The following is a 12,409-nucleotide window of genomic DNA, read 5'->3' on the forward strand; positions in this document are numbered from 1 at the left end:
GGTTACTCCTTGAGTGCGCCGGCGGTCAGTCCGCTGACGATGCGTTCCTGTGCGACCACGACGAGGATGGCGACCGGCACCACCGCGATGATGCTGCCGGCGGCCATGACGCCGTAGGTGACTTGGAACTGGCCCGCGCGCTGCAGGCTCAGCAGGCCGCCCACGATGGGGGCCCAGTTTCCGGGCTGTCCGTTGTTCATCAACTGGCTGAAGAAGAACTCGTTGTAGACGGAGATGAACGTGAGCACGCCGGCCGTGGCCACGCCCGGTGCCGACAGCGGGATGATGACCCGGAACAGCGCGCCGAGTCGCGTCGTCCCCTCGACGCGGGCGGCGTCCTCCAAGCCGTCAGGGATCTGCCCGTAGAACGTCGTGAGGATGAAGATGGACAGCGGCATGAACAGTGAGCTGAACGGGAGGATCATCGATCCCGGCGTGTTGTACAGACTCACTCCGGGGATCACGTTCCCCGTGAACAGCTGGTACAGCGGGACGAAGAACGCCGCGGGCGGGAAGTAGCTGATCGCGAGGACCAGCAGCATGAGCGGCGTCCGGCCGGGGAACTGCAGGCGACCGAACACGTACCCCGCGAGGCTCGCGAGCACCAGCACGATGACGGTGGTCGACAGCGCGAGCACCAGGCTGTTGAACATGTACCGCAGGAAGTTGACCCGCTCGAACACGTCGAGGAACACGCTGAAGCGCGGCGTGGTCGGGAACAGCGCCAGCGGCGCGTTCTCCGGCGTCAACGCGAGCACGAGCAGGAAGTAGAACGGGAACAGCGTCGTCGCGAGGAAGAAGAGCGTCGCGACGTAGAACATCGCTCTGTACGCCTTCTCCGGCTCTTTGATCGTGCTCGCGACCCACCGCTGGAGCGGACCGCGCTTGAGTTCCGGTTCGTCTCTGATGCCACCGTCCGTGCGTGTGTCCCTGCTCATGCCATCTCACCTCGCGCGTAGCCGACGATGTAGATCGACACCACGACGCCGATGACCGCCGCCGTGATGAACGCGATCGTCGCCGACGAGCCGAGGAGTCGGTTGTTGAACGTCGTCACGACCAGACACGACAACGACGGCACCGTGGTACACCCCGCAACCGTCTCGATGAGCCCGTAGATGCGCATCGCCTGGATGGTGCGGAACAGCATCGCGACCAGCACCGTCGGCAGGATGATGGGCAGGGTGATGTACTTGAAGCGCTGCCACGGCGACGCGCCGGCGACCTTCGCCACGTCGAACAGGCTCCGGTCGATCGACTGCATCCCCGCGAGGATGAGCAGCGCCATGAACGCCGTCGTCTTCCACACGTCGGCCACGATGACGATCATCGTCGCGTCCTGGGCGTTGGCCAGCGGCGTCACCGACAGCAGGCCCAGTTGGTTCAGGAACGACGGGTTGTCGGCGGTGCCGACGAGGAACCCGACGTTCGGTTGGAACATCAGGAAGAAGATCATCCCCTGGACGACGATCGGAATCGCCCACGGCAGGATGATCGCGACGCGCACCCAGCGCCGCCCGCGGAAGTCCTGGTCGAGGATCAGCGCCTGCACGAAGCCGATGATGGTCTCGAAGGAGACGCTGATGATCGTGAACACGATGGTCACCGCCAGTGCGCTGTTGAACAGCGCAGTCACCGTGAGCGCCTGCGGGAGGAACGGCGACGGCAGCAGTGCCGTTCGTTGCCCCGTGATGATGGCGACGTAGTTCTCCAACCCGACGAACTCCCCGACGGTCGCGGCCCCCAAGCTGTCCGCGAACAGCGACAGCCGGAACGTCGACAGGAGCGGCCAGAACGCGATGACGGCCAGCAGCAGCAGCGCCGGCGTCAACAGCAGGTACGCGTACTGGGTCTCGGACAGGTTCTCCATCCAGCGGACGGTGTCGGCGTACACCCCGCTCCGTCTCTCACTGGAGAGATCCCCCGTTTGTTGATCTGTACTCATGCGTCTTGCTAGCAATTGTTCATGTTGGTAATAAGTGTGATGCGGAGACGAGGTGCCGGCTTACGCCGAGCTCTCGATCTCTTCGAGCGAACTGGTGAGGTCGCTCATGGCCTGCTCGGGGGTCTTCTCCTGGCGGAGCGCCGCGTTGACCTCGCTGGCGATCTGCGTGGACTCCTGGGTCCACACGGTCGTCACCGGGCGCGGCAGGGAGTTCTCGGCGGCGACAGCGAGACTGCCGACGTAGCGGCCGATGAGGTCGAGCGAGCGGGTCTGCTCGGTGTCGATGAGGTCCGGAATCGGGGGGATCCACCCACCAATCTCCGCCATCCGCAGGCGGACGGACTCCTCCTGCAGCGCCTTGAACAGTTGGAGCGCAGCGCGCTTGCGCAGGTCAGACGCGTTCGGGTTGAGGGTGAGGTGCCACCCGCCCATCGCGGCGGTGGTGCCGCCGATGGACTCGTACTCGGACTCCTCCTCGGTGACCGCGTACGGGATCGGCATGACGCCCAGATCCTCGCCGAAGACGTCCTCTGCGCCGTTGATGTTGATCGAGTACGGCCAGTTGCGCAGGGCGACCGCGTTGCCGTTCGTGAACGGCTCGCGGGCCGGCTCCTCCGTGTACTGGACGACGGCCTGCGGCGAAATCTCCGAGTAGCCGTCGAGTGCGACGTCGTCGTCCGAGCCGTAGATGAACGTCCGCAGCATGCGGATGGCGTTCACGACGCCCTCGCCCTCGACGGTGATCGGGCGGTCGCCGACGGGGCCGAAGTAGTTCTCGAACTCGCCGAAGTACGAGCCGCCGTGCGAGCCCATGAACTCGATGAAGCTACAGCAGGACAGTCCCTCGTAGGAGGAGCCCTGCCAGAGGAACCCGTTCTGGGTGCCGGTCGCCTCCTGCACCTCGGCGACGGCCTGGGAGAACTCCGACCACGTCATCGGCTCGGTCGCCCACGTGTCGAAGTCGTCGTCGGTGTAGCCCGCCTCGCGGAACAGGTCCTTGCGGTACTGGATGGTCGGCAGGTCGATGAACAGCGGGATGCCGAACAGGTCGCCGTCGCCGTTCTGGGCGGTCGCGACCATGTTCTGCACGTAGTTGTCCTCGACCTGGCTCGTGATGGACTCTGGGAGCGCCTCGCTGAGGTTCGCGATCTGCTCGCGGGCGATGAACGGGATCGTCCACCCGTTGTCCATCATCATGACGGTCGGTCGCTCCTGTCCCGCCGAGAGGATCTGCTGGTACTGCGAGCGTCGGTCGCCCGTGGTGAACGACCCGGCCAGGAACTCGATGTCGATGTTCTCTGGGAGGCCGCCGTCCTCGCGGAGCGTCTGGACGATGTCGTCCGCCGCGTTCGAGAAGTTCGAGTCGGCCGCGATCTGAATCGTGACCTCCTCCTCGGGCGGCTCGGTGTTGATCGGCCCGGAGCCGGATCCACCGCCTCCGCCGCCGCCGAGACAGCCAGCCAAGCCGAGCGCTGCCCCGGACGCCCCCGCAGCGGCGAGATACTCTCGCCGCGATACGCCGTTCCGTGTCTTGTCGTCAGACATCGGCGTGTCATAGGGAACAATCATTAATATAGGCTATGGGTTTTACAACAGCAGTTGTTAATTGACGGGTCGCTATGCGGCAGGGGCGTCCGCACCGAGACGACGGTATTGTATAGGTTCGCATCTGTCAAATGGCTGTCGGCAGAACGGGTCGCCGCTTGCGTGGACGCGCCCTCTCACTCGAGTCCGGGGGCGTCGACGACGGTGAGCCGCGTCCCCTCGACGTCCTCGACGATCGCACCCCACCCGCCGACGCTGACGTGTTCGCCGTCGACGTCGAGGTCGACGGTGACCTGCCCGGCGAGTTCGAAGCCGGTGCTCGCGTCCGAGGCGAACGGCACCCGCACGTCGACGACGGTCCCCTCGACGGTGCACTCCTCGCCGGTCGCGGTGTCGTGTCCCTCGACGCGGAGGCGGACGGGGTCTCGCTCCCAGTCCAACTCGCGGAGGTCGCGCACGAGGTGGCGCACGTCGAGGTACTCGATCGGGAGACCGTCGCCGGCGGCGTCGTACACCGTCTCCCACGGCTCCCACAGGCAGGTGAGGAAGTACCAGTAGAACACGTACGTGTGCGTGCGGTCGTTCACGAGGACGCCGTACTGGTCGTAGGAGTCGGGGTGGTGCGCGAACGACGCCTGCCGCCGGTCCGCGAGCGCGACGAACGGCGCCGGGAGCGGCCGGTGGCGCGCCTCTCGACAGATGTCGTCGAACAGGTCCGGTGCGGGGACGGACTCTCCGTTCTCCGTGTGGACCGACACGCGGACGGAGACGCCTCGCTCGGTGGCGGCCCGTAGCGCCGGCGCGAGTCGCTGGAGGTTCGCCGTCGTCGTCGACAGCAGGATCTGGTGGGTCGCCTCCTCGATGAACGTCTCGGCGCGCTCGATGACGGTCCGGAAGCGAGTGACGATGCTCGCGCCGCCGGCCTCCAACTCTGGCTGTTCCCAGCGGTCTTCCACCTCTTCGGCGGCCGCCTCCAGCCGCGAGGCGCGCCCCCGGAGGTCGTCGAGCACGCCGGATGGACTGTGTGCCCGCGCGCGCAGCGACCCCTCCTCGTACGTCTCGATGTACTCCAACTCCTCCAGCGACCGCAACACGTCGTAGATCCGCGGCGCCGGGACGCCGCTCGCCTCGGCCACGTCCGTCGCAGACGCGGTCCCCAAATCGAGTAGTGCCACGTACGCCGTCGCTTGGTACGGCGAGAGGCCCGCCGCCTCCAACGTCTCGACGAGCGACTCGGTCTCCATGGCTGGTGGCGGTGGGGGACGGGCAAAACCGTACCGTCTGTGGCTCGTCGACTCAGTCTTTCCCGGGCGCGGGCCACCGCGGGGTCTTCGGCGCGTCGATCCGCGCGATTTCGTCGGCGTCGAGGTCGATGCCGACGGCACCTGCGTTCTCGTGAAGGTGCGCGCTCGTCCGCGGGCCGATGATCGGCGCATCCACGACGTCGCGGTGGAGCAACCACGCGAGGGCGACCTGCGCCGGCGTCGCGTCGCGCGCGTCCGCCACCGACCGCACGGCGTCGAGCACCGCCCAGTTCTCGTCGGTGAACCGGTTGCGCGTGTACTCGTCCGCGTCGGCGCGTAGCCCCGACTCTGGTTCGGCGTCGCGCTCGTACTTGCCGGTGAGGAAGCCGCCCGCGAGCGGCGACCAGGGGATGACGCCCACACCCTCGCCTTCGCACACCTCCAGGAGGTTCGCCTCCTCGTGGCGATCCACTGCGTTGTACTCCGGTTGCATGCAGGTGAACCGCGAGAGGTCCTCCACGTCGCTGGTGTACAGTGCCTTGGTGAACTGGTATGCCGTCATGGTAGAGGCGCCGATGTAGCGGACTCTGCCGGTCTCGACCAGATGGTCGAGCGCTTCGAGGGTCTCCTCGATTGGCGTGTCGTCGTCCCAGCGGTGGATCTGGTAGAGGTCGATGTAGTCCGTGTCGAGGCGGTCCAGGCTCGCCTCGACTTGATCGAGGATGTGCTTGCGCGACAGCCCCGAGGAGTTCGGACCGTCGTGCATCCCGAAGTACACCTTCGTCGCGAGGACGAGTTCGTCGCGGTTCGCGGAGGCGACGGCCTCGCCGACGATGTTCTCGCTCTCGCCGGTCGAGTAGACGTTCGCCGTGTCGAGGAAGTTGATCCCGAGGTCGAGCGCCTCGTGGATCAACTCGACGCTCGCCGCGCGGTCGTTCATCATCCACGGCTCGGCCGACCCGAAGTTCATGCAGCCGAGACACAGCCGCGACACCTCCAGCCCGGTGTCGCCGAGGCGCGTGTACGTCATCTCCGGCGGGTCGACCGCGTCGCCGTCTGTGGCACTCATACGCATACGCTCGCGGGCGGCGTCGATAAGCGTCGGGGCCGTCGACACCCGGCGGTCCGAGCGACCGCCGCCGCGCCGGACTACGCCTGCGGATACCGCGGCGTCTTCGGTTCGGCGATTCGCTCGACTTGGTCGGCTGTGAGGCCGACCGAGAGGGCGCCGACGTTCTCGCGGAGGTGCTCGCTCGTGCGCGGGCCGATGATGGGCGCCGTCACCGCGTCGCGTTCGAGTAGCCACGCGAGCGCCACCTGCGCCGGAGAGGCGTCGACCTCGCTGGCCACGTCGCGCACGGCGTCGAGCACGGCCCAGTTCTCCTCGGTGAAGTAGCTCCGGACGGACTCGGAGGCGGCGCCGCGGGTGCCGTCGTCCGGCCCGGCCCCGCGCTCGTACTTGCCGGTGAGGAAGCCGCCCGCCAACGGCGACCAGGGGATGACGCCGACGCCCTCGCCCTCGCACACCTCCAGGAGGTTCGCCTCCTCGTAGCGGGCGACCGCCGAATACTCCGGTTGCATGCAGGTGAACCGCGAGAGGTCCTCGACGTCGCTGGTGTACAGCGCCTTGGTGAACTGGTAGGCGGTCATCGTCGACGCACCGATGTAGCGGACGCGCCCCGTCTCGACGAGGTAGTCGAGCGCTTCGAGCGTCTCCTCGATGGGCGTGTCGTCGTCCCAGCGATGGATCTGGTAGAGATCGATGTAGTCAGTGTCGAGGCGGTCGAGGCTCGCCTCGGCCTGGTCGAGGATGTGCTTTCGCGACAGCCCCGAGGAGTTCGGGCCCTCGCCCATGTCGCCGAACACCTTCGTCGCGAGGACGAGTTCGTCGCGGTTCGCGGAGGCGACGGCTTCGCCGACGATATCCTCGCTCTCGCCGCGAGAGTAGACGTTGGCGGTGTCGAGGAAGTTGATCCCGAGGTCGAGCGCCTCGTGGATCAACTCGACGCTCGCCGCGCGGTCGTTCATCATCCACGGGCGCTCGCTCCCGAAGTTCATACACCCGAGGCACAGTTGCGAGACCTCCAACCCGGTGTCGCCCAGACGCGTGTACGTCATGTCAACGGCGTCGGTCATGAGGGGACCCCCGCCCGCGACCCGAATAAGCGCCGGTGATCCGATCGCAGAGTGTGTGCAGATCCCACGCACACGGGCTCGGAATCGGTCGCAAAGACAATCCTTAAACGACGCGACGGGGAATCCGAAAGCATGGCTGGAACCATCGAAGTGCTCGTTCCCGGCGGCCAGGCCAACCCCGGCCCGCCGCTCGGTCCCGAGCTCGGTCCGACGCCGGTCGACGTGCAGGCGGTCGTCTCCGAGATCAACGACCAGACTGCCGCGTTCGACGGCATGGAGGTGCCCGTCACCGTCGAGTACGACGACGACGGCTCCTTCAGCATCGAAGTCGGCGTCCCGCCGACGGCGGAACTGATCAAAGACGAGGTCGGCTTCGACACGGGCTCGGGTGAGCCCCAGAAGGACTTCGTCGCCGACATGACCGTCGAGCAGGTGAAGAAGGTCGCAGAGCAGAAGATCTCCGACCTGCTCGCGTACGACGTGAAGGCCGCGGCCAAGGAGGTCGGCGGCACGTGCGCGTCTCTCGGCGTCACCATCGACGGCGAGGACGCCCGCACGTTCGACGACCGCGTCGACGCCGGCGAGTACGACGACATCCTCGCCGAAGAAGCGTCGGCGTAACTCGGGTTCCACTTCACTCCACTTCTCGCGACGCGGCCGCCGATGCTCGGCGGTCGTCGCGTCCTGCTCGGCCGCCAGCGGCAGCTTCGTGCAGCGGGTCCGGGTGGGGCGGGTATTGTTCGGTGGTGGGAGACACACCGAGGTTGCACCGCTCTCGGTAGGCGCTCCGTTTCACCGCCGCTGTGAGCGACAGAGGGGTTAACCTCGCGCCGACCGGTTGTCAGGTATGCACGACTACCACGCCCACTCGGTGTACTCCGACGGCGGCCACCTCGAGCGGATGCTCGACGCCGCCACCGACGCCGGGCTCGACGGGGTGGGGTTCGCCGACCACTGCTCGGTGACGCGCGACCCGCACTGGCGTGCGAAGCGCAACCAGCACGCCCGCAACTTCGACCTCACCTACGAGCGCCGCCGGACCTCCATCGAGTCGCTCCGCCAGGAGCGCGACATCGCCATCTACGACGCCGTCGAAGTGGACTACGAACCCGGCGCCGAACCCCGCATCGACGCGTTCCTCGCCGACGCGAACTTCGACTACGCGCTCGGGAGCGTCCACTACGTCGGCGAGCACACGGTCTTCTCCTTCGAGGACTTCTCGACGCCCGACACGCCCGACCCGGAGACGGTCGTCGCCGACTACTACGACGCGGTCGTCGCGCTCGCGTCGTCAGACCTGTTCGAGGTCGCCGCCCACGTCGACGTGGTGGAGGCACACCCCCAGCTCGCGGGGCTGCGCACCGACGAGCAGGTGCGCCGCGTCGCCGACGCGTTCGCCGCCTCCCGGACGGTGCCGGAGGTGAACGCAAAGCGAGTGGCCCGCGACGGCGACCTCGACCTCCACCCGACGGACGACCTGTTGGCGGCGCTGGTCGACCGCGGCGTCGCGTTCACGGTCGGCACCGACGCCCACCGCCCCGAGGAGTTCGACGAGCGCGTCGCCGCCCTCGAGCGCGTCTGCGAGCGACACGGCATCGACCCGGTGTCGCCGCTGTCGGTCGCCGGCAGGTCGGAGGCGTGGCCGGCCACGGCGGAGTAGCGACCGTGTGAACGGTGGACGCGGCGGCGAGGGCTTCGACGGTCTTAAGTGTCGCGTGGGCGGACCTGACGGTGAGACAGGCGTACGCCTGTTTCACTGACCCGTAGGAGCATTCCTGCGTACTACGGAGGTGAAAAATGGCAGATTCAATCGAGGACGCAGTAACCCAGGCACTGGAGGACGCCCCCGCTCGCAACTTCCGCGAGACCGTGGACTTGGCGATCAACCTTCGGGACCTGGACCTCAACGACCCGTCGAATCGAGTCGACGACGAAGTCGTGCTCCCGGCCGGCACCGGCCAGGAGACACAGATCGTCGTCATTGCAGAGGGTGAGACAGCCCTCCGTGCGGAAGACGTCGCCGACAGAGTCCTGTCCGGCAGCGACCTCTCGGATCTCGCATCCGAAGAGGGCGAGGCCAAGGATCTCGCCGATGAAACGGACTTCTTCATCGCCGAGGCCGACATGATGCAGGACGTCGCGTCCAACCTCGGGCGTATCCTGGGGCCGCGTGGCAAGATGCCCACGCCGCTCCAGCCCGACGACGACGTTGTCGAGACCGTCAACCGCATGAAGAACACCGTCCAGCTCCGCTCCCGGGACCGCCGCACGTTCCACACGCGCGTCGGCGCCCAGGACATGACCGCGGACGAGATCGCCGACAACATCGACGTGATCGTCCGCCGGCTGGAGGCGGACCTCGAGAAGGGGCCGCTCAACATCGACGCGATCTACGTCAAGACGACGATGGGTCCGTCCGTGGAGGTGCCCGTATGAGCAGCTCCGCAGAAGAGCGCAAGACGGAGACCATCCCCGAGTGGAAGCGCGAGGAGGTCGCCGAGCTCGTCGCGTTCGTCGAGTCGTACGACGCCGTCGGCGTCGTCGACCTGACGGGCATCCCGAGCCGGCAGCTCCAGGACATGCGCCGCGACCTGCACGGGCAGGCCGCGCTGCGGATGTCCCGCAACACGCTCATCCAGCGCGCGCTGGACGAGGTCGACGCCGGCATCGAAGACCTCGACGAGTTCGTCTCGGGCCACGTCGGCCTCATCGGGACGGACGACAACCCCTTCGGGCTGTACAAGCAGCTCGAGGCGTCGAAGACCTCCGCCCCCATCGCGGCGGGCGAAGTCGCCCCGAACGACATCGTCATCCCCGAGGGTGACACGGGGGTCGACCCCGGTCCGTTCGTCGGCGAACTCCAACAGGTCGGCGCCGACGCGCGCATCCAGGAGGGCTCCATCCAGGTGCTCTCCGACTCGCACGTCCTGGACGCCGGCGAGGTCGTCTCGAACGACCTCGCGGGTGTGCTGGGCGAACTCGGCATCGAGCCGAAGGAAGTCGGGCTGGACCTGCGCGCCGTCTTCGCGGACGGCGTGCTGTTCGAGCCGGACGAGCTCGCCATCGACGTGGACGAGTACCGCGCGGACGTCCAGTCCGCCGCGGCGGCGGCGCGCAACCTCTCGGTCAACGCCGCCTACCCGACCGCCCGCACCGCGGGCACCCTGCTCGGCAAGGCCGCCGGCGAGGCGAAGTCCGTCGGCCTGTTCGCCGCCATCGAGGACGAGGAACTCATGCCCGACCTCGTGGCCCGCGCGGACGCACAGCTGCGCTCGCTCGCGGCCGCCATCGACGACGACGAGGCGCTCCCCGAGGAGCTCCGCGGCGTCGAGGCGCCCGCGGCCGAACCGGCTGCCGAGGAGACGGACGAATCGAGCGACGACGAGGACACGGAAGCCGAGCCTGCCGACGACGGCGCCGACGACGACGACGAAGACGACGGCGACGGCGCGGAAGGCCTCGGCGCGATGTTCGGATAAACACCACTACACAGGACCATGGAATACGTTTACGCTGCACTCATCCTGAACGAGACGGGCGAAGAGATCAACGAGGACAACGTCACGGCGGTGCTCGAAGCCGCCGGCGTCGACGTCGAGGAATCCCGCGTGAAGGCCCTCGTGGCCGCGCTGGAGGACGTCGACATCGAGGAGGCCATCGAGACGGCCGCCGCTGCGCCCGCCGCGGGCGCCGCGGGCGGCGCCGCTGGCGGCTCCGACGACGAGGCGGAGGCCGACGACGGCGACGACGACGCCGAGGAGGAGGCCGCCGACGAGGCCGACGACGACGACGACGAGGACGAGAGCTCGGGCGAGGGCCTGGGCGAGCTGTTCGGCTAACGCCGGCAGGTCACCTCGACTCGTTCGATCCACCCGAGATCACCACTTCTTTCGACGCCACACCCGCCAGCGACGGCGCCGCCGGACCCTCTCAGCGTGATCTGACTCGTCGGCACTCGCGTCCCGCCACACACCGAGTGTTGAAGGCCGAAGCCGCGACCACTCCCGCGCGGTGTCTCCCCTCGCCGATCCGACCGCCGGCACGCTCCTCCTCGCGTACACGCTCGCGGGCTGTGCGCTCGGCTGTTGCAGCGGCCTGATCCCGGGCCTGCACGCCAACAACTTCGCGTTCCTGCTCGCGTCGCTCGCGCCGGCGGTGGACGCCCCGCCGCTCCCCCTCGGCTGTGCGATGCTCGCGGCGGGCGTCGTCCACACGTTCCTCGACGTGGTGCCGTCGCTCGCACTCGGCGTACCGGACGCCGCGATGGCCGCCGCCGCGCTCCCGGGGCACCGACTCGTCGCCGAGGGTCGCGGTCGCGAGGCGCTCCGGCTGTCTGCGGTCGGCTCCGGGCTGGCACTCGTGACCGCGGTTCCACTCGCCGTCGGCGTCACCGCGGCGATGCGGGTGGCGTACCCGTATCTGCGCCGGTGGCTCCCGCTCGTCCTCGCCGCCGTCGCACTCCTCCTCGTCGTCACCGAGGCGTCGACGCGGCGACGGCTGGCTGGCGCGGTGACGTTCTCCACGGCAACCGCGCTTGGACTGGTCGCCCTCGACGCGCCCGCCACGGGCGTCGTCTCCGCGGGTGGCGTCCTGGCCCCGCTGTTCGCCGGCTTGTTCGGCGTCCCGGTGCTCGTCGACGCCGCCGACGGCGCCGGCGTCCCGCCACAGGCGGACGCCCGGGTCGGACTCTCTCACACCGCGGTGACCGGGGCGGCGGTGGCGGGCGCGGGCGGCGGCGCAGCGGTGGGCTACCTCCCGGGCATCTCCGCGGGCGTGGCCGCGGTGCTCGCGCTCCCGGCGACACCGGGTCACGATCCCGTCCGCGAGTACGTCGTCGCCACCAGCGGGGCGAACACGGCGACGGCGGTGTTTGCGCTGTTCGCCTACGCGGCGTTCGACGCCCCGCGCTCGGGCGTGCTCGTCGCCATGCGCGACGCGGGTGTCGAGGCAGTGCTGCCGCCGATGCTGGCGGTGCTCGTGCTCGCGGGCGCCGTCGGAGCCCTCGGCGTCGTCGTCGCCGGCGACACGGCGCTCCGCGTGGTCGGGGCGCTCCCGCACCGTCCCCTCGTCGTCGGGGTGGTGGTGGGACTGGTCGGCCTCGCAGCCGCGTTCGCCGGCACCACTGGCGTCGTGGTGTTCCTCGCTGCCTCGGTCGTCGGCTTCGTGCCGGTCCGACTGGGCTGTCGCCGGGTCCACCTGATGGGGGTGTTGCTCGGACCGCTGATCGTCCCGTGAACGCGAGCCCCACAGATCCGGGTTGGGTACGAGACCGGACCGCCGGACGCGAGCGACCCGGCGGCCACGTGCCGGCTGAAAGACAACCGTTAAAAGTCGCGCGCCGGTCTCTAGCCCTATGAGCCAGTCAGAGTCGGACCAGCGCTCCGAGCGGCGCTGTGTCTCCTGTGGCATCAACGTCGCTGGCACGGCGGCGGCGACGTTCAAGTGCCCCGACTGCGGCACGCAGATCAGTCGCTGCGCGAAGTGCCGCAAGCAGAGCAACCTGTACGAGTGCACGGACTGCGGCTTCCGGGGGCCCTAA

The 12,409-nt window shown here is 68.5% G+C and carries 13 protein-coding genes; 7 read left to right on the plus strand and 6 right to left on the minus strand.

The genetic code is table 11. From position 1 onward, the window contains the following. Window positions 1–2: 2 nt before the first annotated feature. The 6 genes from P0R32_RS09325 to P0R32_RS09350 all read right to left on the minus strand — a co-directional run bounded on the left by P0R32_RS09325 (window position 3) and on the right by P0R32_RS09350 (window position 6,852). Window positions 3–938: a carbohydrate ABC transporter permease gene (locus P0R32_RS09325; RefSeq protein ID WP_276236679.1), complete on the minus strand. Its 936-nt coding sequence runs from the start codon at window positions 936–938 to the stop codon at window positions 3–5. Continuing rightward, window positions 935–1,870 carry a carbohydrate ABC transporter permease gene (locus P0R32_RS09330; protein WP_276239386.1) on the minus strand — a complete coding sequence of 312 codons (936 nt, stop codon included), beginning with the start codon at window positions 1,868–1,870 and terminating at the stop codon, window positions 935–937. The genes P0R32_RS09325 and P0R32_RS09330 overlap by 4 nt, the downstream gene beginning before the upstream one ends. A 135-nt stretch (window positions 1,871–2,005) precedes the next feature. Further along, window positions 2,006–3,490 (minus strand): extracellular solute-binding protein, encoded by a 1,485-nt coding sequence (locus P0R32_RS09335; protein WP_276236680.1) that lies wholly within the window; start codon window positions 3,488–3,490, stop codon window positions 2,006–2,008. Window positions 3,491–3,666: 176 nt separating this feature from the next. Next, complete coding sequence (locus tag P0R32_RS09340; protein WP_276236681.1) at window positions 3,667–4,734, minus strand: TrmB family transcriptional regulator; 1,068 nt, start codon at window positions 4,732–4,734, stop codon at window positions 3,667–3,669. Window positions 4,735–4,786: 52 nt separating this feature from the next. Further along, complete coding sequence (locus tag P0R32_RS09345; RefSeq protein WP_276239387.1) at window positions 4,787–5,764, minus strand: aldo/keto reductase; 978 nt, start codon at window positions 5,762–5,764, stop codon at window positions 4,787–4,789. A gap of 119 nt (window positions 5,765–5,883) precedes the next feature. After that, window positions 5,884–6,852 (minus strand): aldo/keto reductase, encoded by a 969-nt coding sequence (locus tag P0R32_RS09350; RefSeq protein WP_276239388.1) that lies wholly within the window; start codon window positions 6,850–6,852, stop codon window positions 5,884–5,886. A gap of 150 nt (window positions 6,853–7,002) precedes the next feature. On the opposite strand from P0R32_RS09350, the gene P0R32_RS09355 reads away from it, so the two are divergent. From P0R32_RS09355 to P0R32_RS09385, 7 genes are all read left to right on the plus strand, one after another. After that, on the plus strand, window positions 7,003–7,491 hold the full coding sequence (locus tag P0R32_RS09355) for a 50S ribosomal protein L11 (RefSeq protein ID WP_276236682.1): 489 nt from the start codon (window positions 7,003–7,005) through the stop codon (window positions 7,489–7,491). A gap of 226 nt (window positions 7,492–7,717) precedes the next feature. Continuing rightward, window positions 7,718–8,530, plus strand: a complete 813-nt coding sequence (locus P0R32_RS09360) for a PHP domain-containing protein (RefSeq protein ID WP_276236683.1) — start codon at window positions 7,718–7,720, stop codon at window positions 8,528–8,530. A 137-nt stretch (window positions 8,531–8,667) separates the two neighbouring features. Further along, entirely contained in the window at window positions 8,668–9,306 is a 639-nt protein-coding gene (locus P0R32_RS09365; protein ID WP_276236684.1) for a 50S ribosomal protein L1, read from the plus strand. After that, window positions 9,303–10,349, plus strand: coding sequence for a 50S ribosomal protein L10 (locus P0R32_RS09370; protein ID WP_276236685.1), 1,047 nt, complete (start codon window positions 9,303–9,305; stop codon window positions 10,347–10,349). The genes P0R32_RS09365 and P0R32_RS09370 overlap by 4 nt, the downstream gene beginning before the upstream one ends. An 18-nt stretch (window positions 10,350–10,367) precedes the next feature. Continuing rightward, window positions 10,368–10,709, plus strand: a complete 342-nt coding sequence (gene rpl12p / locus P0R32_RS09375) for a 50S ribosomal protein P1 (protein WP_276236686.1) — start codon at window positions 10,368–10,370, stop codon at window positions 10,707–10,709. Between the two features lie 172 nt (window positions 10,710–10,881). After that, on the plus strand, window positions 10,882–12,105 hold the full coding sequence (locus P0R32_RS09380; protein ID WP_276236687.1) for a tripartite tricarboxylate transporter permease: 1,224 nt from the start codon (window positions 10,882–10,884) through the stop codon (window positions 12,103–12,105). A gap of 118 nt (window positions 12,106–12,223) precedes the next feature. Beyond that, window positions 12,224–12,409 carry an HVO_2753 family zinc finger protein gene (locus P0R32_RS09385; RefSeq protein ID WP_276236688.1) on the plus strand — a complete coding sequence of 62 codons (186 nt, stop codon included), beginning with the start codon at window positions 12,224–12,226 and terminating at the stop codon, window positions 12,407–12,409.

It is taken from the genome of Halobaculum marinum (assembly GCF_029338555.1).
GTDB classification, from domain to species: domain Archaea; phylum Halobacteriota; class Halobacteria; order Halobacteriales; family Haloferacaceae; genus Halobaculum; species Halobaculum marinum.